The organism is Calothrix sp. NIES-2098, from assembly GCF_963875125.1.
GTDB lineage: Bacteria > Cyanobacteriota > Cyanobacteriia > Cyanobacteriales > Nostocaceae > Aulosira.
This window is the reverse complement of the sequence record NZ_CAWNKJ010000001.1, coordinates 98,612-121,556: the sequence shown is the minus strand read 5'-3', so window position 1 is coordinate 121,556 and position 22,945 is coordinate 98,612. Positions and strand designations below refer to the sequence as shown.

The following is a 22,945-nucleotide window of genomic DNA, read 5'->3' as shown; positions in this document are numbered from 1 at the left end:
ATTTGAGTGTTAATTGGCTATTTTAAATAGGGCAGAAGGCAGAAGGCAGGAGGCAGAAGGTTAAAGTTCTTCATACTCCCGTTGTGGAAATTGTCTATGATTGACTAGCTGAAAATTAGAAACTCAGGGTTAGGAAAGAAGGACTTAAGCAAAATATTTGAGGTAATAACTCCTGTAAATATTAACTCTTGACTTTTGACTCTTGACTCTTGACTTTTGACTGTAGATATTAGATTCCCCACACTTAATTGCTAATTACTAGCCTAGTGTCGTAACAACAATTAACATCATAACCTGGCACGATTGTACTTGTGGTGTGTATAAAAAGGTTGACAATTTCTATTGGTTTAAAGAATTATCTTAGGGAAACCGGATAGTCGCTTTCGAGGAAACTATGCACACAGTAATACTCGTTCTCTTTGAGGTGCTGACTGTTATTGGACTGTCACGGCTAGTAGGGCTGGCATTTAAGTCAGTTAAGCAACCGCTGGTAATTGGTGAGATTGTCGCCGGAATTATGCTTGGCCCTTCTCTATTTGGTCTGATTGCGCCATCAGTAGCAGCTACTCTGTTCCCACCGGAGACAATTCCATTTTTGAATGTGTTGTCTCAGGTAGGACTGATATTTTTCATGTTTCTCATTGGTTTGGAACTCAATCCCAAATACCTCAGCGGTCAGTTAGAAACAGCAGTTTTGACTTCTCATGTCAGCATTTTGGTGCCATTTTCTTTAGGAACACTGTTAGCAGTGTTGCTTTATCCTCTGGTTTCCAATGCGAGTGTTTCCTTTACCGCTTTTGCCCTATTTTTAGGGGCGGCGATGTCAATTACAGCCTTTCCTGTATTGGCACGAATTATTACAGAGAACAACTTGCAAGGAACGCGCTTAGGAACATTGGCGTTAACTTGTGCGGCTGTGGATGATGTGACAGCTTGGTGCGTGTTAGCAGTTGCGATCGCAGTCGCCAGAGAAGGTAGTATTGCTAGTGCATTCCCCACAATTCTCGAAAGCTTACTCTATATCGGCTTTATGCTCACAGCAGGGCGTTGGTTCTTGCAACGTCTTGCAACCCACTACCAGCGCGCGGGGCGGCTGAGTCAATTCGTAGTAGCGTTGATTTATATGGCCGTTGTGGCTTCTGCCCTCATCACCGAACTAATTGGTATTCACCTAATTTTTGGGGCATTTTTGCTGGGTGCGGCTATGCCCAAAAATGCAGATTTAGTTAGGGAATTGGCAGAAAAAACCGAAGATTTTGTCTTGGTATTTCTACTCCCAGTGTTCTTTGCCTTTAGTGGTTTGCGGACACAAATTGGTTTGCTCAACCATCCCGAACTATGGTTGCTGTGTTTATTAGTTTTAGCAGTGGCGATCGCAGGTAAGTATATTGGTACTTATGTTGCAGCGCGTGTCAGCGGGATTAACAAGCGAGAAGCATCAGCCCTTGGTTGGTTAATGAATACTCGCGGTTTGACTGAGTTAATCGTATTAAATATTGGGCTAGATTTAGGCGTGATTTCCCCTGTACTTTTTACCATGCTGGTGATTATGGCATTGGTGACAACATTTATGACCTCACCACTGCTGGAATGGACATATCCGAAAAAGCTGATCCGGTTAGATCGAATTGAGCCAGAAGCAGAAGAAACTGAAAAGGAAACTACTGTTGGTAGCGAGTACCGAATTTTAGTACCAGTAGCTAATCCTAGCAGCCAAAAAGGCTTAGTCCAGTTAGCTGTAGCGATCGCTCTCAACTATCGCCAATCTGCTGTGGTTCATCCCCTCAGCCTGATTGAATTTGAAGAAGACTATGCGTTTGAGAGTACGCCAGTTGAGGCTAACCGCTTAATCGAGCAACGCCGTCAACAGCTAGATGATTTAATAAATACTCTAGAACCGCCAACTACACGTTCTTATGTCCACCCCATCATCCGCCTATCAAGCAACGTTGCTAGAGAAACAGCCGAGATTGCCAAAATCGAGCAACCTAACTTGGTTTTAGTAGGTTGGCACCGTCCAGCTTTTAGTAATAATCGCTTAGGTGGGAGAGTTGGGCAAATTTTAACTACTACACCCGTAGATGTAGCAGTATTTGTTGACCGCGGAGGAGAGCGATTAGAGAGCTTGTTAGTTCCTTACTCGGCAAATATTCATGATGATTTGGCGCTGATACTTGCATTAAGATTGCTGATTAATCGCGATACTTGTACGTTGCAGATTTTACAAGTATTGTCAGAAAATCAAGTCAACAATGAATTGAGTTACGAGCTGCACACGATGATGGAGCAAATGCCAAATAGTGTACGCGATCGCATTCAAATTAAAACCATTGAAGCGCCAGAACCAATTCAAGCAGTAGTTGCAGCTTCCGAAGCCGTTGACCTGACAATTGCTGGTACTAGCCGCGCTTGGGGTATCCAACGTCAAACTCTCGGCAGATATACAGATCAGCTAGCCATCCAATGTCGTTCTTCGTTGCTGATTACTCGCCGCTATAGTCAAGTTACCTCTCATTTATCCTCCGTACTTTCGGAAGCCAGTACTCAAGAATCAGTCGCTAGGAGCTGAAGCCATGAATCACTTAAATGTAAAATCCTTAGCCTTCTATGGGATTGCGATCGGTTCAGTTCTCCTATTGTTTAAAACTGTCAGTGCTTACGGCGAAAGCAGCCTGAAAGCTCCTCCTGAAATTAACAGTAGCTATCGTGTTGCTTTGGCGGAAAATATTCCCAACTGTGAGAAACCAGATGCTTTAATGCTCAATATCCAACAATCAGGTATTTACATCAATGCATCTTTCTTACCAGTAAATACTAATGAAGAAACCCCCAATAGCAATGCAAAAAACGATGTTCTCTCTGGCATTTTGAGAAATAAACAATTGAGTTTATCTGGCAACCTAGAAAGATCTCATTTGTGTAATCTTACTTCTCCGCAAAATGCATACGTTCACTTAGCTAGAATACAAATGCAATTGCTAGATAAGGGAAATTTGATAGGTGAATTAAACTTGAGTGGTAGCACCAAAACTTTTAAATTTACAGCTGTACCTCAAAAAAATCACAATAAATCACAGCAGAAAAAAAGCCATTAAAATATGAGTGCCGATGAACAATAGCTATTAAGCATCACAGAAAATACCAAATAGCTCAAAATATAAAAGATAGAAATCATGGATAAAGGTTTAAGGACTATAGCGATTCTCTTTTACATGAGGTACACCCGTAGGGGCACGGCACTGCCGTGCCCCTACAATTGGCGATATAATGTTGTACCGTATCTGAATGGGAACAGCTATAAGAAGTTCTTCCCATATTGTCGGCAGCTATTTGGTATTAGCTTGTTTGGCGTATACATAGCAATTACTTTACAAGCTGGTAGCAGTATTGCCAAACCAGTAACGAAGCAGCTACAGGCTCCCTATTATCCCAATGTCCCACCAGGAAATGTAAGCACTCCCTTAGCTAGGCTAGATAATTGGCGTTTTTCTCCAGAAGTATTACAACTAGAATTTGCTCTTTCTGCAAGTACAAAACCTCACTACTTCTATCTTGCCCAACCTCCGCGGATTGTTGTCGATTTGCCTAATACTAAGTTGGGATATGTTCCCACTCAACAAAATTATTCTGGAGCTATCCAAAGAGTGCGAATTTCTCAATTGAACGCAGGCGTAACGCGCATTGTTTTGGATTTAGCACCAGGGAATTTTGTAGACCCCAATCAAGTAAAATTGCAACCTGTATCTAAGAAAAATCCTAATCGCTGGGTTTTACGTGCTGCCAATTCTGGTTATAGAAACTCTGTAAAACCAGGTAACTATCCACAATTACCTAACTCCCCACAACAGCTTAATAACTTACCCCAATTCCCATATAACTATCCTCAACAACCTATTAATCAATTACCAAATCCTAACCAACAATCGCCCTTTCCTACTTTACCGCCATCATCTAATAACTTGCCGGTAATACCTACTAACCAACAACAACCATTTGTAGTTGTACCGCCTCTGACGCCTAACAACCAATCTCAACTCCCCAGTTCTACCCTTCCGCCACCTATTTTCCCAAATCAACCTGGTAATTTTAATAACCCTACTTCGATTGCTAAACCTGATTTTCCTATTCCTACACTTCCGCAATCTCCATATTCATCTAATGTTCCCGAAACACCAGTGATTGAGTTTGGTCAACCTATTCCCAAAACAGGAAATTAACTACTAAAAGATTTACCTGCTCGGCTGACACAGAAAAATGTGTATCAACTCCTAGCGGTGGCGTTATCCCATCCTGAAAATTTGGGATAATTTGTTTTTTGGTATTCCCTGAAACGGGCGTAATATTAAATAATATTTTTGAACCACGGATGCAAATAACTAGTGAGGGAAGTACTCATGTCTGGTTCTGCGCCCTATCAGCCTTTGTTGTTAAAGATTATTCATGGTGTTAGTGCAATCTTAGCGATCGCCGCTATGGTCACAGGTTTTTTAGTTTACAATACTTTCGATGGCAGATTTGGGAAAGTACCTATCCCTCGGATTGACCAAATTATAGATATCCACGGGACATTTGCAGTATTTTTCTTTGTTGTTTTTCCAGCCTTAGCCCTCTATAGCTTTCATGCAGGGAACAAAAAGCTGTTACAAAAAGATTCTCTCCAAAACTTAAGTCAGGTTAGTAAACCGATTTGGTGGGTTAGTCTGCAAAGAATTGCTAATACATTAATGCTGATCGCTGGATTTTTAGCTGTCTTGTCTGGCAGAATGATGAAAGAAGAATGGTTGCCTACAAGACAGTTAAATGAAATTTGGTACTCGCTACATCTGATTAGTTGGGTGTTTATAGTTTGCTGTTTCGCGCTTCACATTTTGATGTCCAGCAAAGTAGGTGGTGCGCCTTTATTATTATCAATATTTTCGCTGAATGTACGCCCACAAGATAGCCCAAAACAATGGTCTACTCGTTTGCGTAATTGGTTGAGTAATTTATCAGCTACTTCTGAGGGAAGAATTCATCATTTGATGCAGAATAATTTCCCTCTCAACATCATTGAGATAATTGTACTAGCGGGAATTTTGACAGCGCTGATTTTACCTTTGTTCTTCTCTGGTGATTAGCAAACGAATTTGGCTCATTATATGAGTAAAACAATAGCAATCCGATTTAATTTTTGAAGAATCTAAGTATATGTAGCATAAAAATATTTAGGGTGTGCGTTAGCCTTTCGCATAATGCACCTACTGGCTAAAATACATCAATATTTCTCATAAAAATTTATAAAAATATAAAATCAATTTTTGTAATATAAATTACGTTCGTACAGCTTTAAGTATTAGCATATAAGTATCAACTTAATTATTAACAATTAAAAACCTCATATTATTTTGAAGTTTTGCTCTCGATATTAGTGTCGAATTCTAAATACTTGCAGAAGCTTGGCATTTCTTGATGAAAAGAAATGGAGGTGACATCAAGATGAGCAAATTTCATACCATTATGGGAACAGGCTTGGGTTTAGTATTTATGGTAGTGGGCGGTGGTCTAATTCCTATAGGATATCAAGAACTAAAAAATGCTCAAGAAAGCCTGAATTGGTCAACAACTAATGGACTAATCACTTCATCAGCGGTAAAGGAAAGTCAGGTTGAAGATTCTATTAGTTATGAGGCAGATGTCCGCTATCAATACACAGTAGCCGAAAAGCCTTACTCATCGGATCGAGTAACTTTTGGGCAATATGGTAGTAGCGACTCAGAACACGCTCAGTCAATTGTCCACAGATATCAAAAAGGACAAAAGGTAAGCGTGCATTTTAATTCTCAACAGCCAAGTCAGTCCGTGCTTGAACCAGGTGCAACTTGCTCATCTTATACGATGTTGGGAGCAAGCACGCTCTTCTTCACAACCGGAGCCATTTTCGCTGGCACTTGTGGGATTATTCTCCCTAAGCGTCAGCGGAAGCGCACAGAAAACATCAAACAAGCAGCCTCAAATCTCGCTCTCACCTTCTCAGAGGAAGACAAAACGCTGCAATATGAAGATTTTTACAAACTTCCTTTGTTCCAGCGTGGGTATTCACGAGAAATGCGAAATATCCTCCGCAAGCGTGGTGCAAATTGGGAAGCCATTCTCTGCGACTATGAATTTCAAGAAGGTTCTGGTGAAGACTCTAATCAATACCAACAAACAGTGGCAGTTTTCCAAGTACCTTATCGGAAGTTACCTGAGTTTAATCTCCGACCTAAAAATCTATCTGACAAAATTAAAGAATTCTTCAGACATAAAGACATTAATTTTACCTCTAATCTAGAATTCTCCCAGAGTTACCGACTGCAAGGTCAACCAGAAAGTGGTATCCGAGAAGTATTTAATTTTCCTGTCTTGCAATTCTTTAGTCAGCATCCTGGCTGGTGGGTAGAAGGCTGGGGTGAATGGCTGATAATTTACCAACTCAATAAGCAAATTCAGCCTGAAAAAATTAGCGTTTTTATAGAACAAACAACTCAAATTTCTCATTTATTTTCCTAATGGTTTATCGCATTAATTTTGCTGGCTGCAAGATATCCGACTGATTCAAGAAGTCGGATGCTTCCTTGCAACCCTTGATAACTTATGCGATGAACCACTAAGTTTAAGTCTATTTAAAATCTATCCGTTTCTTGTGGTGGGGCAACTGCTCCTGGTTGAGACATAAAGAAGTTCTGAGCAGCTTCATTTTGATATATGCATCTAATATCAGGTTTGTCAGTATCTAAGTTACCCGTAAAGCCAAAAGTGTTTAGGCGATTCTTACATTCTCTTACTTGGTCAGATGTTACTAACTTGCGCTGCTCTAAAAGTGCCCAGTTATTTTGACGGAGAACGCATCCAGGGCGCATACTCGGTTGAGCAACGTAGACATTAAAAGGGTTAAGAGTTACAAAAAGTCTGGCATCCATCACCATAGCGCTGGCTCCGTATTGCACGCAAATCTCAGGGTTTGGTGCTTTGGTATCAATAAATTCACGGGAAGCCACATTTGATGGGGATAAAGTTGTTGTCGAGCTAAAAGCTATACCAATTCCAATACCTAAGACAAATACTCCCCCCAAAATTGCTATGGTGGTGAAGTTAAATATGGAAGATTGGAATGAAGATGATCTAGAACTATTAGCCGATCTACTAGTGGTTGTACGTCTCATTGTCGCTGGTTTACCTTCACGCCTCAGATAGCAGGGAGTTGTTTAAACTGCTCTCCCTCTTTAAGTATGCCGAGTATTGGCTAGAATTGCCTGTAAGTTTCTCGTTAATATTTTGTTTAAGTCCTGAAGAAGCGAATTTTCTGGTTTGTAGTTGCGCTACTCTGCTATAGCGCTAAAGCGCAACTACGAGCCTGGCGCTAATGGTTTTTCCCATACAACTGAGTAACGCCAGAACAAATGCTTTTTGATTTTCGCTCCAGTTAAGAATTTCAAATATATTTGTTCTGCTTGCGATCGCGTCAGATATTCATCAGTAATACCATGTTCTCGCCATGCTGCGATCGCTTCTGGTGTTGGTCTGAGGCGTTTGTTTTTAAGTAGCTGTAATGTCAAGTTTAAGGGAAAAGCAAGAGCATTGCTGAATATATCCGCTATTCCTTCGGATTTAACCAAGTCTAAAATTAACAGCTTTCCACCCGGTTTGAGAGCCGCCTGAATTTTCGGCAATAATATTTCCAAGGGTAAATGATGAACTGTAGCTATCGAAGCGATCGCATCAAAATGTTTAACAGGAAAATCCCATTGCAATATATCAGTTACTTGGAAGTCTATATTTCGATAACTTTGAGACTGTTGCTGCGCGACTTCAATCATTTTTGCAGATAAGTCTACCGCAATGACTCGCTCGGCACGTTGAGCTAAAAGACGAGAGAAAACCCCAGTACCACAGCCTATATCTAAAATACTCTCGCAATGAGATGGTAATTGCTTGAGTAAGAAACGGTGGTAATGATTGTTATGATTCCATTGCTGGGACTGAAGTAAGGCGATTCTATCAAAATCCTGCTGAATTTTTTGCGTTAGGGCGTCGCTCATATTGCTTTATCTGTAATGTAGTCAAAAATCTCTCGTCTAAAATTTCTTCACCCATGACCAATGACAAATGACAGCCCCAACTAGAAATTTACGATCCCCAGGCTTATTAATATTAAATTAAAGCGATCGCTGTCACTTCCGGCGGACAATGCCAACGTCCTGGGGGAAAAGTTCCCAAACCGCGATTTACATAAAGCTTGTTTGTACCCACCCAATGTAAACCTTGACTCCATTGCCAATTTTTCACAACTTTTGGCCATTTCCCTTTTAAAAAAGGTATCCAAGCCCAGAGAAATTCCGGAATGTCATGACGAGAAGCATGAATCCAACTAGGTACAGAACCAATTCCCGGAATCACTATTTGACCGCCGTGAGTATGTCCTGAAAGTTGTAAATCCACACGCCATTTTTGTAGTGCTTCGGCGCTATCTGGATTGTGAGATAACACGATTCGCGGTGTATTAACATCTATTTGCCGCATTACCAATCCAGGGTTAAATTCCGACGACCAATAATCAGGAAGTCCTACTAAAGCCAAATCAGAGCCTAAAGGATAAGCTACTTGATTCCAAAGTACTTGGATACCTACAGATGTTAAAGCGCTAGTAATTTCTGCTTTAGAGTTAGGGAAATATAGGTCATGATTTCCTAAAACTGCATAAATTCCAACCCGACTTTTTAAATTCTTCAACCGACTTGCTAGTTGATGTATTGGTTTAGGGCTATGAGTCACAAAATCACCTGTAAGTAATACTAGATCGGGATTAATTTGATTGCTAGTATTAATTGCTTGTGTTAATAATTCTTCCGATAGTAGCAATCCATCAAAATGGAAATCTGACATTTGCACTATCTGAGTATTTTTTAATGACTTAGGTAGCCCCGAAATTTCAATATTTAAATATTCTACGCTTAAAGGCTCTGAAAGTAATTCCATTTTCTAATTGTCTAGGTGAAAAAAAGTCAAATTATATTTTTGTTATTTCTCATTTGTTATTGCTTAAAAGGCAATAGTACTTGTAGGGTGGGCAATGCCCATTCTATGTATATTTCCAAAATCAAATATTAATCCTATACTTAATATTATATGTGTATTTAGAGCTACGTAAATTATATTTTAAATAAGTTTGTAATTACTGCTACTAAATTATTTAACGCATTATATCGATCTTAAGATAGAGACTTACACAACTTTAGATAGAAGAAATTAAAAGTCAATTGCGGTAAATTTTGGAAATCTTTTCTCATAAGTTTGCAAATTACATTTTGGAGATTTGGCTAACGCTATTCAAATCACCTAAAGAAGTCGAGCAATATTCCAAAACAAACATATAAATTTTATGAGGAATATTAAAGTAGCTACTGTGATTGTAACTTGGAACAAGCTACATCATATTTGCTTGCTAATTGAAGATATCAAAAAACTCAATGCACCAAATTTCCATCTAGATATTTATGTTGTAGATAATGCTTCAACAGATGGTACTCAAATTTACTTAGAAAACCACTATTCTTTTATCAAAGTTTTGCAAACAGGTAGTAATTTAGGTGGTTCTGGAGGATTTTCTTACGGTTTACAATTTGTGAGCGAACTTGAATACGATTACATCTGGCTACTTGATAATGATGTTCGTCTAGATCCGCTAGCTCTAGAAACATTAGTTCAAACTTTACAAAAATATTCTGAAGTAGGATTAGTTGGTTCTCAAATTCGCAAACTACAGGAACCAAATACTATTCAAGAAATAGGTAGTTTTATTAACAATACTAAAGCACATTTAAAAACTAACTTTGGTAATTACAGTAATATTTCAAATGAGGAAATCCTCAAGGGTAGAGATTACATTAATGTGGATGTTTGTGCGGCAGCATCGCTATTAGTACGTAAAGAAATTGTTCAAGAAATCGGAGTTTTTGAAGATTATTTCTTACATTTCGATGATGTAGAGTGGTGTTTGCGAGCAAAGCAAGCTGGTTGGATTGTAGCGGCGAATCCAGCTTCGATTGTTTGGCATCATTCACCTGATTTTAAATGCAGACCCTGGGTTAATTATTATGATGAACGCAATCTTTGTTACTGTTGGCAAAAGCATCGACCTGATTTCGTATTAAAAAGAGTTATTGTAAGTTTGCCGCGTCTAGTTTATTACGCTGCAACAGGGCGATACTTTTTAGCTGAAGTTTCTCTTACAGGTTTTCAAGACTTCCTTGCAAATATTCGAGGAAAGATGCCTAGACCGCTAAATTATATTGAGTATTCTTTAGACGAAATTATTCAGCAGCCTTCTACAGTGTTTGTACAATCTAATATTTATCAAGATGATTTACAAAGTCAAATTTTAAACAAAATGGAGGTGGAGCAACAACTTACATTGTGGCATCCACCTCAAAAATTAGTTCAGTATTTTTGGCTATGGCTACTCGCATTTTTTAATAAACCAATAGATATAGCTTTTATTAGTTATCAAAAACCCAAACTTTACGTTCTCAATTTTGCAAAGCAAGTTTACTATTTTACGGGTAATGGTTACGTCCCTGTTTCAATTAATTTTTTAAGTTTGATTCATTCAGTTAATCAAACTATCAGTCAAATGTGGCAGATATACTGGCAAGTTCGCAAACTTAAGTTTAAGTTACCACCAATGCCGAACACAGCAGCAAATTTAGGTTCTCCCTTAGTATCAATTGTAATTTGTACGAGCGATCGCTCTCATTTTTTAGAGAAAGCCCTGAAATCGCTAGAACTCCTATGCTACCAAAATTTTGAAGTGATTGTGATTGATGCTTCCTCAACAAACCAGACGAGTGAACTAGTTGATCGTCTAAATCATCATAGTAGCTTGACAGTAAAATTATTGAAAGTTGAACCGCACAATATTAGTTACTCCCGAAATAAGGGAATCAAATTAGCATCAGGCTCAATTATTGCTTTTTTTGATGATGATGCCATTCCACCCTCGGAATGGATAGAAAAATTAATATTTACCTATTCTTTATATGGTAACAAATGTGGTGCAGTTGGAGGTAAAGTTAGAGACTTAACTCGTAATAATCAACCCTTACAATTTTGTCATGGAATTACCAATGTTTTGAGCGAAACAATTGCCATTCGCTCTGCTGATGCTGCTGATTATAACCAAGCAGATGGTTTTTGGTTTAACGGTTTAATGGGCACAAATTCATCTTTTAGAAAAGATTTACTTGAAAAAATTAATGGCTATGATGAATTTTTTGATTACTTTCTCGATGAAACTGATGTTTGTTTACGTATAATCAAAGCTGGCTATGAAGTTCATTATGCTGACGTTACTGTAAATCACTATCCTCAGCCTAGCCATAATCGCATCGATCAAAAGCATCTTACCTGCTGGTATTCTTTAGCAAAAAATACAACTTACTTTGCTTTTAAGCATGGCCTTAAAAAAATTCCATTTGCTATTTTTTTAACTCGCTTAATATTACTGCTAACCTATCGTTGCTTACTCAGGATACTGCGTTTAAAATTTACACATCATCTTCCAATCTCAACTTTAATAAGATACATTCAGCAAACTTTTGCCGGAACTCTCGTTGGCTGGAAAGCTGGGTTAAATCTGCATAAAACTAATTTTAATAAAGCTAATTTGAGTGAAGAGGCTTGTTAGCTATCTAGTTATGATTTTTTGATGTGGATACTTTAAGATACTCTAGCAATTAAAAGTTGCTAATACGAAATTTAAAATTGCGTTATCGAGGCTAGTTTTGGTGGTATATTAATCGCTGTTTAATCTATTAGCAATGAGAGATGTGTATTCAGCAACTTTTAGTAGCACTTTTGCTTCTTATTCGGCATTTATAAATGGAGAAATTGAAAATGACAGAGGTTATTGCAAACCCAAAAACAAACCTGCAAAACACTCTAACTGCTGTTAAACTACAAAATATTATCTTACCAAATACTGATATTTGTACTACAGAAGAACTCTTTCTCCGGCTAAATTCTAAATGTTTGCTGAATTATGAGCAAAATAGAGTTGAACTTAAAGAAGGTGGAATTATCAAATTTAATACTTATTTTAACGCTTTCTCAGTACAGAAATGGCAGGAATATACAAGTGTAAAAACAATAAATATTAACTTATATCTACAAGGAAAATTTCAAATTAAGTTATTCCAAGTTGATTATTTCTCAGAAAAAGCAAATTTAGTAAAGCAAACGGTTATTACCACCGAAACTTTAGATGAAGTTAGCGTGTTTCAAGATATAAAAATTCAAGGTTATAAAGGCTTGCTTTATGTTGAAATTCAAGCTTTAAAAGATAATTGTTTATTTGGAAATGGTTACTTTCATACAAATGCTAATCTCTCTACAGAGGCCAATGAGAAGATTGCTATTGTTATATGTACATATAAAAGAGAAGCATATGTTTATAGAAATATTGAATTATTAGACAAATATCTTTTTATTAAACCAGATATTGAAAACAAATTTGAAATATTTATAATTGACAATGGCAGAACATTAAATAGTATTCTAAATTCTAAAATTCATTTAGTCCCTAATAAAAATACAGGAGGAAGTGGCGGTTATACGAGAGGTATTATAGAAGTGTTGGAACGTGAAAATGATTTTTCACATATTATATTTATGGATGATGATGTTGTTATAGCGCCAGAAGCTTTTGAAAGAATTTATAACTTACAAAGAGTTCTTAATGACAAGAGCTTGTGTATTGGTGGCAGTATGTTAAAGCTAGATCGTAAATATATTCAGCACGAAAATGGGGCTATCTGGGATAATGAGGTTGTTAGAGTCAAGCCGGATCTCGATTTAAGACTTTTAAAAACTGTTTTATTCAATGAAATTGAGGAATACGTTAACTATAATGGCTGGTGGCTCTTTTGCTTTCCAACAAAAACTATAGATAATCTTAACCTACCCTATCCTTTTTTTGTGAGAGGTGATGACATAGAACTAGGAATAAGATTAAAGCAAAAAAATGTAACTCTAAATGGTATATGTGTCTGGCATGAGTCTTTTGAAAGTAAGTGTTCTCCTGCACCACAACATTATTATTCTATAAAAAACGAAATGATTTTAAGTGCTATTCACTCTGATACATACAGCAGCATCAGCGCAATTAAAAAGATTTTAAAATTTAGCCTGAAAGAAGCATGTTGCTATAGGTACAAAACTGCACATCTCATTCTACAAGCAGCTTCAGATTTTTTAAATGGCCCCGATCGCTTGAGAACAGTTGACCCAGAAAAGAATAACTTGGAAATTTTGCGTATGGGAGAGAAAGCAATAAAGAAACTAGAGCTACCTTTTGTTTATGTTAAGTATGAGAAAAGTATTGAGGAGACAGAGACTACCCTACATCGTTGGCTAAGAAGAATTACATTAAATGGTCATTTATTACCTAACTTTTTATTCCATAACGATAATAAGTTATCAGAAAAAGGATATACTATTGTTCCGATGCATGGGTATAGACCGATAAACTTTTTCAGAGCCAAGAAAGCTTTGTACTATAACTTGAGTAATCAGGAAGGCTTTGTTGTGAAAGTTTCACGGTGGGAATTCCTAAAAGTTTTTGTGAAAATAATAATCATCTGTTTTCAACTTTTAATTAAGTTTTCTCGCTTAAGACAACTTTATAGACAAACACTACCGGAACTTACTAATAAAGATTTTTGGAAAAGCTATTTAGAAATTAATAAATACTCGAATAATGCAAACTAGCTTAGTTATTTGTATAGATTGACTAGATAAATTTAGATAATAGCTTTAATTAGGTATCTTCAAGCTAAAGTGCTCCGATCGATTACTAACTCATACTTTAGGCAGATACATAGTCTGAACATGTCGCTCCATTAGTAAGAAGACAGGAAATTATTAGCTTTTTAAAATCGGTTCATAGGATAAAAATAGTAGCAACAACTTATTACTCATGTTATTTACAGACCGAAGTTCAGCTGGTCGGTTGTTAGCTCAAGATTTAACAGGCTATGCTAACCGCCCGGATGTATTGGTGCTAGCCTTACCAAGAGGTGGCGTACCTATTGCCTTTGAAATTGCTACAGTATTAAATATTGAATTAGATGTTTTGTTAGTACGCAAATTAGGCGTACCCAATCAACAAGAGTTGGCAATGGGAGCGATCGCATCTGGTGATGTAGAAATACTTAATGAAGATATTGTTCGCGACCTCAATCTTTCGGAACAAAATATTGCTGAAGTAGCGGCGCAAGAATATCAAGAATTAAAGCGACGAGAACAGCTGTATCGTGGGAATGGCCCTTTCCCAAAACTACAAGGAAAGACAGTGATTTTGGTAGATGACGGTTTAGCAACTGGTGCAACCATGTGGGCGGCGATTCTTGCAGTCCGAAAACAGCAACCTACCCGGATTGTAGTTGCAGTCCCAGTTGCACCATCCACAGCTTACTCACAATTAGCAGACAAAGTAGACGAAATGGTTTGTCTGGCGACACCCAAACCTTTCTACAGCGTTGGTCAATGGTATGAACGCTTTGGGCAAACTACAGATGATGAAGTTCGCGAGTTGCTAATCAAAGCCGCAAATCCCCATCAACCGCTATCTCTTGGTACTCCTAGCTAAACACCCACAATTCCATCGGCTATTTGGCAGATTAATTCCCAAGCTTGCTGCACGTGTAATTTCTCAGTTGTTGCTTGTCCAATTGACATTCTGAGAGTAACTTTTTGGTCAAGCTTGGTGGAAGTTAGGTATATTTTGCCAGAAGAGTTGAGACTGTTAGCGATCGCAAGGTTTATCTTATCGCCGCCTTTGTGCCGAAAACATACCAAATTTAACGGCGGATTGACTGCTAATTCAAAGCGCGAATCTGATTTTACCCATTCAGCAAACTCTTGGGCTAAAGCTATATGCTTGCGCACATAATGCTGTAAGCCTGCAATTCCATAATGGCGAATCACAAACCAAAGCTTAAGGCTGCGGAATCTTCTTCCTAGGGGAATTTGCCAGTCTCGATAGTCAATTACCACACCTGATTCGCTGGCTTGATTTTTCAAGTATTCTGGCACGATTGAAAGGGACTGAATTAGCTTGGCGCGATCGCGCGCGTAAAAGCAAGTACAGTCAAAATTTGTCATCATCCATTTATGGGGATTGAAGCAATAGCTATCGGCTAACTCCAAACCTCGATGAATCCAGCGAAATTCAGGACATAAGGCGGCTGTACCACTCATTGCCCCATCAACATGAAACCAGATATTGTATTTGTGAGCGATCGCGCCTAACTGCGGTAAAGGATCGATTGCATTTGATGAAGTTGTCCCGACAGTAGCAGCCAAATAAAAAGGCGTTAACCCAGCCTGAATATCTTTTTCTATGCATTGTTGTAATGCTTCTGGCTTCATTGCATAATTAGCATCAACTTCTATATAGCGCAAATTTTCATGGCTAATTCCCGCAATCTTGACTCCCTTCTCAACTGAAGAGTGCGCCTGGGTAGAAGTGTAAGCAACTAATTTACTCATATCTGCTTTTGCTTGTTCCCTCGCTGCTACCAAAGCCACAAGAGTTGCACTGCTAGCTGAATCTTGAATTACTCCTCCCCCTGTTTGAGTAGATTTAAAATGCAAGGGTAATTCCAGCATATCTACTAGCCAATCTAAAACATGAGTTTCTAACTCAGTACAAGCCGGAGAAGTAGCCCATAACATTCCCTGCACGCCCATACCAGCACTCAGTAATTCGCCAAGAATTGAAGGTGCAGAAATACCTGTAGGAAAGAATGCAAAGAAGTTGGGAGACTGCCAATTTGTTAATCCCGGTACTATTATTTCATCAATATCTTTTATAATCTCCGCAAAAGATTCGCCTTGCACAGGTGCAGTATTTGGTAACTTTGCTCGAATATCTCCAGGTTCAACTTGCGAAAGAACGGGAAGCTTTTCCACATTCTCTAAATAGTCGGCTATCCAATCAATAGTTTTATATCCCCAGTGGCGAAATTCTTCGGGAGACATATGGTAGTCCTGGTTTTCTTTCATAGCTATTTAGTTTCTGTTGCTGCGGTTTATTAATGGTTCATCGCATTAATTATGAGTGAAGAATGAGTTCGTAGTTATGACTATTGCTAAACCCTTACTTGTGCATTTGTATGATTATGAAAGTGAAATAGTATAATTTTTAATTTACAAACTTTTAGGTAGGTTTCCGATATTCAACTAAATATCAAAAACCTACCTAAGTTTTATGTGAATGCTTAAAGATACATCATCTACTCAACAAAGAATGCGTAAGAATTGCCCTATGTTATCATAGCAGCTTTCACTTCTTCCTCTAGTTGAGCTTTAGTTTTTTCAAACTCCTGACCCAGTTCGCTGAGTTGGCGATCGCTCATACAATCAGATATAGCTGGAAAAATTTCTTCTTCTTCCTCTCCTACATGATGTTGAACTGCCTTTTTCAGTTCCTTAATTTTTGTTTTAAACTCTGAATCAGTCGGTTTGAGTGCTTTAATTTCCTCTAGAAGAATTTTAGCCTCTTCGTGTTCTGCTTCAGCTTCTTCAATATATTGTTCAGTCTCCTCATACTCTCGCATTGCTGGATAGAATACTAGTTCTTCAGTCCTAGCGTGTAATGTCAATGCTTTATATATTTGATTAAAGCAATCATATAACTGATTAGAATCAGCCTTTTCTGCCTCTGCAAAGAGTTTTTCAACTTGGCGATGTTCTGCCTCAATCAAAGAAAGAATATTTTGTGTTTGTGATTTAGCCATTTCTTACTCCTTGAAACAATTATTTTAGTTTGCTTTGACAATACCAAAGACTACAGAATTTAAAGCAATCAAGAATAATTCAAAATCACTTCTATGCAAACATTGAAACCGGTTTTCAATTAGGCGCTTGATATTGATGAATGATTTGATGTTTCGTCTAACGTGCTGGGAATAAACAGAAATAAGTTGCACAAGCTCGCCAACCATCGAGTCTGAACAAAACCCGCCAGCGTTTAGAAATGCAGACTTAACTTAAATTGAATGGGAGTGAATGCAAAGTAATATAAATTATTCAATTTAAATTTTCATGAACCCAAAACCAATAAACCTCTGTCCAAAGGTATAAAGTGATTTTGATAATCAAACGTCTGAGTAATGCTTAAGAGGATTATTACAAAAATTTTCCCTTAAAAGCTACTAATTTACTTTAGCAAACGTAAAGTTAACAATACTTTTGAAATACAGCAGCTTAATTCTTAAAGTAGAGGAGAGACGTAACCATAAATACATATACTAATATTACCAAGCAATAATTTTATAAGCCCCTAGTCTTAGACCTACTAGGAGCTTTTTCTTCAAATTTTTACTTATCAAATTTCAGGCATATACCAAAAGATATAGCGTTTTTTATATTACTCTTTAGATATATGGATAAATAATTCTAATGGCAGATTGGTAATTGCTTGGTGAATTGTTAATGTTTACTTATCGAAGGAAAAAGTTACTCAATCACAACAATGAACATTATTGCTTGGCTTCTTTTAGGTCTAATAGCTGGTGCGATCGCTAAGGCTATTTATCCAGGCCATCAAGGTGGCGGAATTCTCGGAACTATCTTGTTAGGTATCATCGGTGCATTTATCGGCGGTAGTTTAGGAGTATTCTTTACTACGGGAACGTTAGCCTTAACTGCTTCTACTCTCAGCATTACTGGTATCATAGTTGCAGTTATCGGCGCGCTTATCGCTGTTTTCTTGTGGAATTTGTTAAACCGCAGTAGTGCTGTGTAAAAAATTTAGATTGAAAATTGATTATATTAACCTTCAGGGAGTTCGTGTAGATATTATTTATCCCTGAAATTAAATGGAAAGATATAGCACCTGCCTATGTTTAGGTAGGTGCTATTATTAATTGAAATTTTGGATATTTTGAGATTTTTTAGAATAATTATAAACAACCTAGCTCATCAAATGAAGCAGATTAATTTCTTATTATAGCTAAGTGCGATCGTGGCTAACTAAAATAATTTTCACATCCTAGCAGCTTGAGTGATGAATTTTTAGGAAAGTGCACCTTGTACTTCAAAATCTCTCGAATTATGGTTTAGTACAACATTTCTTATTTGTGAAGAATTTAATCATTCGCTGGCAAAGTTTGGATAGACCTGATAACAATATAATAAACTGGAGAAATTTTGTACTAATACCAAAAAGTCAACCTGTATCTCTTCGTTCTTAAACTCTCTCTTGAGAGGCTAAGAAAATTATTCGTTTTGGGTAGACAAATGGTTAGATGCAACAAAAATAAAAATTATCAACCAGCGCTTCTGTTATGTAACCACTTCAATTATGCACAATGAAAATGCTAGAAAAGGCGATTAAACTGTTGTCTTTTCTTTGTTTTGCTTTTTGCCGTATTTCTTCTTCAGGGTAGTGCCGAATCCTAAAGCTGTTGCTGAACCCAATATAGTTAAAGGTTCGGGTACAGCTTGAGTAGTTAGACTAATGGTAGTAAGACCACTAGAATCACTACCCAAGAAGCTTCTATTTCCACTTAGAGACCCTGTAGCAACAGTCTCATCACCAAACAGAAATTTTCCACTAAGTCCAAATGGCAAATTATTAACGGTACCTACCTCAACACCATTAGTTTGTATAGTTCTAGTAAGTTTTCCTGCATCAAGGTCAAAGGTCAGCTTTTTAGTTTGTCCATTTAAACTATAAGAACCGAAATCAATGAAACTAGTCACAGCGTTAAATGTGTAGGTATTCTTATTACCTGCAACTTCACCTGCCTTTAGAGTCAGAGGTAGATTCTTGATTGTCACTGGTTGATCTTCTAAATTGAAAAAATCGCCCGTACCTTCTTCAACCCTAGGTTGCTTCAACCAAGTAATAGCAGTTGAAAGTGGATTGCTTGTGTTAGTGCCTAAGTCAGCACGCCCGTATAAGCTTACAGTTCCACTTAGGCTAAACGCCTGAACTGGTGACATAGTTAGACTATTGCCTACAGCCAATGTGCCACACGTCAAAGTTATTCCCAAGCCTATTGATTTAAAATTCATAATTTTCTCATCCAGAATTACTAGATTTTTGCTATCTGCAAACTTTCTTCATGAGTCGCAAGCACTAACTCTTCAGGGGCTAGTAAACATTTACGTCCTTATTTGTATTTGCTGCTACTAGCAAAAATCAGGACTTCTTAATCTAATTGTCGCAGATATTTCCATTATCTACGTAAATACTCTTTATTTACGTAAAGTGTTTATAAAAACAATACATTAGTCCATAAAGTTCGGATAAAGTCTCTCAAATGCTTTAAAATAAAGGGCTTTTAGAGCTTCAATTCTGGCTTTATCAAGAAAATATTAAGTCAGTGTTTTATTTTTAATGTATAAAATACAGCTATTAAGCAGGTAGTTGCAACACCGATCGCTCTGAAGAGAATTACAGACGTTCATTCTGTTATAGCACAGTAAATAAAATACACCGAGCCTACTTTAAGTATTTGAAGTATCAATAATGAAACTCAAGATTATACAAAGGCTGATTAGAAAATCACAATTATCTATAAAGCTAAGATAAAGAATGCTTGATTTTGCAAAGTTTCACTCAAGTACCTATCTTTAGAGTGATGCAATCTCTATAAGTGATTTATTTAGCAGCTTATTTGCTGTTTGTTAGTTTTTTCTCAATGTTTTGAAGCTAGGAATTATCAGGACTTACGCAACTGGCACAATGCGATCGTTAGTTCATAGTACATATGTATTAATTAAATCTGATTTTGAAAGCTTTGCCTTCGTAATAGAAGTCGCTGTCTTGGAAGTACTATCGAAATATTCGTGAGAAAATAGGTAGAGGTTATATTAGATAAATTTCGCTAAGGGTAATGAGATTTACTAAGCTTAATTACTGCCAATATTTATTAAGTAGTCAAATTAATTATACAATTACCAATTTGGCAGAGCATTTAGAGAGTATTAGTCATGACGCAATTAACTATTATTTGAAAACCGAAAAATTAACACCTCGTTTACTATGGGATAACGTGAAAGAGGTCGTTGAGTCTGATGAAAATGGTTACATCATATTTGATGATAGCGTTTTAGATAAAAAGTATTCTGAAGAAATAGAAATAGTCAGAAGACAATATAGTGGTAATGAGCATGGTGTCCTGAAAGGCATTGGTGTAGTTAGCTGCGTGTATGTCAACCCTACACTTCAAAGATTTTGGGTCATAGATTATCGAATTTTTAATCCTGATGTCGATGGGAAAACCAAGATAGACCATGTGAAAGATATGCTCCAAAACCTTGTGTATCATAAGCTTTTACCATTTGATACTGTTTTGATGGATACATGGTATGCGGTACACAGTTTAATGCTATATATTGATAGCTTAGACAAAATTTATTATTGCCCTTTAAAAAATAATCGTTTAGTTGATGATACATTTGGTCAAGAAAAATATAAACGGATTGAATTATTAGAATGGAACCAAGAAGAATTAGACTGTGGTAAAATCATAAAAATTAAAGGATTCCCAGCTAATAAAAAAGTGAAACTATTCCGGGTTACTGTTTCTACCAACAGAACGGATTATGTCGCCACTAACGATTTATCTCAAAGTTCCACGGATGTTGTACAACAGGTGTGTAAAATTCGTTGGAAAATAGAGGAGTTTCACAGGGAAATTAAACAACTAACTGGCATTGAATCTTGCCAGTGTCGGAAAGCTAGACTCCAAAGAAATCATATTGCTTGTGCAATGTTGGTTTGGGTTAGGTTAAAGAATTTAGCCTATAGAACTGGCAAAACTATCTATCAAATCAAGCATAACTTGCTTTCTAATTATTTAATTCAGCAACTGAAGCGCCCAAGTATTTTTATGTGCTTGGTTTGATTTATATTGTCGCGTGTCAGGGCTTTGCCCTGCCTGCTATTTGTGCCAATTGCGTAAGTCCTAATTATAAAGAATGATGCCTTCTTGATGGATAGCTAGCCGCAATTACTATTTTGGTAGTCACAATTGCGATTTTCGAGTACTCAGTTGCTGTTTCGCATACCACATTTGCCATTTTGGAGTACTCAATTACTATTTCGGGGCAATCAATTGCCATTTCGGAGCGATCAATTGCTATTTCGGAGTCATCAATTGCGATTTTCGAGTACTCAATTGCCGTTTCGCATACTACATTTGCGATTTTTGATACTACATTTGCGATTTTGGAGTAATCAATTGCTATTCCCCTGCCTTGTGACTTTTTTTCAAGACAGAAATTTATGACTTAATATTTGATTTTTGAATACATATAGGGAGGCAAAAAGCAGTGTGGATGTTGCTTTTGCTTTATTGTCGTTGCGTTAGCTTTTGACATAACGCACTATTCAAAGGTTTTGGTGCATTGGGTTAGAGCATTGCGCGCTACTGGTGTGACACAACTAAAGTTTGGCATTAAATTTATTGTTTAGAAGGCGCTAAAGCGCAACTACGAACATTTTTTAGTGCATTATTTTAGCTGTGTCAGTCCGTTACTTAGATTTTTTCTAAAATTTAAGCAGCACAAAAAATCGGGGCTGTTTTTAAACCTACCCCGATAGATTCTGATATATTCCGCCCAACTGCTGCGGCTATAGGCTTTAAACTATCAACCAAATTCACCATATCTTCTAAAGATAGTGCTTGACGTGCATCGGAAACAGACTTTTCTGGTTGGGGATGACACTCGATAATTAAGCCATCTGCTCCACAAGCAACAGCAGCCTTAGCCATAGGTGCTACTAATTCTCGTTTACCTACGGCATGGGATGGATCTACAATCACTGGTAGATGAGTAATTTGCTTGAGAGCTGCTACTGCTCCTAAGTCAAGTACATTGCGGGTGTAATTATCAAAGCTACGAATCCCTCTTTCACAAAGTACCACATCAGGATTACCGTGGCTCAAAATATATTCAGCTGCCATGACGAATTCTTCAATTGTCGCCGCTAAACCGCGCTTGAGTAGTATTGGCTTGTTGGCTTGTCCCAAAGCTTTGAGCAAGTCGAAGTTTTGCATATTCCGGCTACCAATTTGCAGCATATCAGCGCGAGCTGCCACTATTTCAATTTGGGCAATTGACATGACTTCAGTCACAACTGGGATATTGTAGCGCGATCGCACTGCCGCTAAAATTTCTAGTCCTTCTTCACCCATGCCTTGGAAAGCATAAGGAGATGTCCGCGGTTTGTAGACACCACCCCGCAAAGCCTGTACGGGTGCAGCGGCTAACTTTTGGGCGACTGTTTCCATCTGCTCTAAGCTTTCAACAGTGCAGGGGCCACCAATAATGACTATCTCTTCTCCCCCGAAGCTGACTGTTTCTGAGAGTTTGACGATTGTTTGGTGGTGAGGATGGGATTGAGCAGCGAGTTGAGCATTAATCATTGTGAGATTCTCCTTGTTTGACGTGATGAGAGTGAAGTTGTTAACAAAAAAACCCGGAATCTCATCTTGAGAGTTCCGGGCGCGTTCTAAATCATCGGCATGACGCTATCTACCCGGAACTTGCTCTGGGCCAAAAGTAAAAGCCGTAAAACCAACTACCGAAATAGGCCATGACGATGAAATACTCCTAAAAACAAAAAAACCGCAGAGTTGGCTCTGCGGTTCACCGGGCGGTTTCCATTAGGAAACTTAATTCACCGCCGGTGAACCGCCTTAAACCAAAAATAAAAGTAAGATTTGCTGTTGAACATTTTTATTGTGCGCAAGTAGATTATTTTGATGTAAACCTTATATATAAGCCAAGATAACAGACGCAGTTGGTGGCGTCAATACCTCCACAACTCCCCAAAAAGGGTTAAACTCAGTACTATTGCGCCTGTCAAGACGTTTTCCTGACGTATAACCGTAAAAATTATATAAAGTTA

17 protein-coding genes are annotated in these 22,945 nt (G+C 37.6%); 10 read left to right on the top strand and 7 right to left on the bottom strand.

The window, feature by feature from the left end; all coding sequences use genetic code 11:
- Positions 1 to 394: 394 nt before the first annotated feature.
- The 5 genes from AACU33_RS00450 to AACU33_RS00430 all read left to right on the top strand — a co-directional run bounded on the left by AACU33_RS00450 (position 395) and on the right by AACU33_RS00430 (position 6,528).
- On the top strand, positions 395 to 2,569 hold the full coding sequence (locus AACU33_RS00450) for a cation:proton antiporter (RefSeq protein WP_096586537.1): 2,175 nt from the start codon (positions 395 to 397) through the stop codon (positions 2,567 to 2,569).
- A gap of 4 nt (positions 2,570 to 2,573) precedes the next feature.
- Positions 2,574 to 3,095, top strand: a complete 522-nt coding sequence (locus AACU33_RS00445; protein ID WP_096586536.1) for a hypothetical protein — start codon at positions 2,574 to 2,576, stop codon at positions 3,093 to 3,095.
- Between the two features lie 246 nt (positions 3,096 to 3,341).
- Positions 3,342 to 4,217 (top strand): AMIN domain-containing protein, encoded by an 876-nt coding sequence (locus AACU33_RS00440; RefSeq protein WP_339375673.1) that lies wholly within the window; start codon positions 3,342 to 3,344, stop codon positions 4,215 to 4,217.
- Positions 4,218 to 4,394: 177 nt separating this feature from the next.
- Entirely contained in the window at positions 4,395 to 5,117 is a 723-nt protein-coding gene (locus AACU33_RS00435; protein ID WP_096586535.1) for a cytochrome b/b6 domain-containing protein, read from the top strand.
- A gap of 358 nt (positions 5,118 to 5,475) precedes the next feature.
- A complete protein-coding gene (locus AACU33_RS00430; protein ID WP_339375672.1) occupies positions 5,476 to 6,528 on the top strand; it encodes a DUF3592 domain-containing protein in 1,053 nt (350 codons plus the stop codon).
- Between the two features lie 113 nt (positions 6,529 to 6,641).
- Here the strand turns inward: AACU33_RS00430 and AACU33_RS00425 are convergent, their stop codons facing one another.
- From AACU33_RS00425 to AACU33_RS00415, 3 genes are all read right to left on the bottom strand, one after another.
- Positions 6,642 to 7,181 carry a DUF3172 domain-containing protein gene (locus AACU33_RS00425; RefSeq protein ID WP_096586533.1) on the bottom strand — a complete coding sequence of 180 codons (540 nt, stop codon included), beginning with the start codon at positions 7,179 to 7,181 and terminating at the stop codon, positions 6,642 to 6,644.
- A gap of 183 nt (positions 7,182 to 7,364) precedes the next feature.
- Complete coding sequence (locus AACU33_RS00420) at positions 7,365 to 8,057, bottom strand: class I SAM-dependent methyltransferase (RefSeq protein ID WP_096586532.1); 693 nt, start codon at positions 8,055 to 8,057, stop codon at positions 7,365 to 7,367.
- 112 nt (positions 8,058 to 8,169) lie between these two features.
- A complete protein-coding gene (locus tag AACU33_RS00415; RefSeq protein ID WP_096586531.1) occupies positions 8,170 to 8,994 on the bottom strand; it encodes a metallophosphoesterase in 825 nt (274 codons plus the stop codon).
- A gap of 403 nt (positions 8,995 to 9,397) precedes the next feature.
- Between AACU33_RS00415 and AACU33_RS00410 the strand changes: the two genes are divergently transcribed.
- The 3 genes from AACU33_RS00410 (at position 9,398) to AACU33_RS00400 (ending at position 14,662) form a co-directional block, all read left to right on the top strand.
- Positions 9,398 to 11,701: a glycosyltransferase family 2 protein gene (locus AACU33_RS00410; protein ID WP_339375671.1), complete on the top strand. Its 2,304-nt coding sequence runs from the start codon at positions 9,398 to 9,400 to the stop codon at positions 11,699 to 11,701.
- Between the two features lie 209 nt (positions 11,702 to 11,910).
- The gene (locus tag AACU33_RS00405) at positions 11,911 to 13,782 is read left to right on the top strand and encodes a glycosyltransferase family 2 protein (RefSeq protein ID WP_096586530.1); all 1,872 of its coding nucleotides are present in this window, start codon (positions 11,911 to 11,913) and stop codon (positions 13,780 to 13,782) included.
- A gap of 208 nt (positions 13,783 to 13,990) precedes the next feature.
- Entirely contained in the window at positions 13,991 to 14,662 is a 672-nt protein-coding gene (locus AACU33_RS00400) for a phosphoribosyltransferase (RefSeq protein ID WP_096586529.1), read from the top strand.
- On the opposite strand, the gene AACU33_RS00395 is transcribed toward AACU33_RS00400, so the two are convergent.
- Positions 14,659 to 16,080 (bottom strand): aminotransferase class V-fold PLP-dependent enzyme, encoded by a 1,422-nt coding sequence (locus AACU33_RS00395; RefSeq protein WP_096586528.1) that lies wholly within the window; start codon positions 16,078 to 16,080, stop codon positions 14,659 to 14,661. The two genes, AACU33_RS00400 and AACU33_RS00395, sit on opposite strands and share 4 nt — an antisense overlap.
- Positions 16,081 to 16,340: 260 nt before the next feature.
- Complete coding sequence (locus AACU33_RS00390; protein ID WP_096586527.1) at positions 16,341 to 16,814, bottom strand: hemerythrin domain-containing protein; 474 nt, start codon at positions 16,812 to 16,814, stop codon at positions 16,341 to 16,343.
- 737 nt (positions 16,815 to 17,551) lie between these two features.
- Here AACU33_RS00390 and AACU33_RS00385 point away from each other — a divergent pair.
- Positions 17,552 to 17,824, top strand: a complete 273-nt coding sequence (locus AACU33_RS00385) for a GlsB/YeaQ/YmgE family stress response membrane protein (RefSeq protein WP_096586525.1) — start codon at positions 17,552 to 17,554, stop codon at positions 17,822 to 17,824.
- A gap of 587 nt (positions 17,825 to 18,411) precedes the next feature.
- Here AACU33_RS00385 and AACU33_RS00380 read toward each other — a convergent pair.
- Positions 18,412 to 19,098 (bottom strand): PEP-CTERM sorting domain-containing protein, encoded by a 687-nt coding sequence (locus AACU33_RS00380; protein ID WP_096586524.1) that lies wholly within the window; start codon positions 19,096 to 19,098, stop codon positions 18,412 to 18,414.
- Between the two features lie 824 nt (positions 19,099 to 19,922).
- Between AACU33_RS00380 and AACU33_RS00375 the strand changes: the two genes are divergently transcribed.
- On the top strand, positions 19,923 to 20,936 hold the full coding sequence (locus tag AACU33_RS00375) for an IS701 family transposase (protein ID WP_096586464.1): 1,014 nt from the start codon (positions 19,923 to 19,925) through the stop codon (positions 20,934 to 20,936).
- A 651-nt stretch (positions 20,937 to 21,587) separates the two neighbouring features.
- Here the strand turns inward: AACU33_RS00375 and aroF are convergent.
- On the bottom strand, positions 21,588 to 22,460 hold the full coding sequence (aroF, locus tag AACU33_RS00370) for a 3-deoxy-7-phosphoheptulonate synthase (protein WP_096586523.1): 873 nt from the start codon (positions 22,458 to 22,460) through the stop codon (positions 21,588 to 21,590).
- Between the last annotated feature and the right edge of the window lie 485 nt (positions 22,461 to 22,945).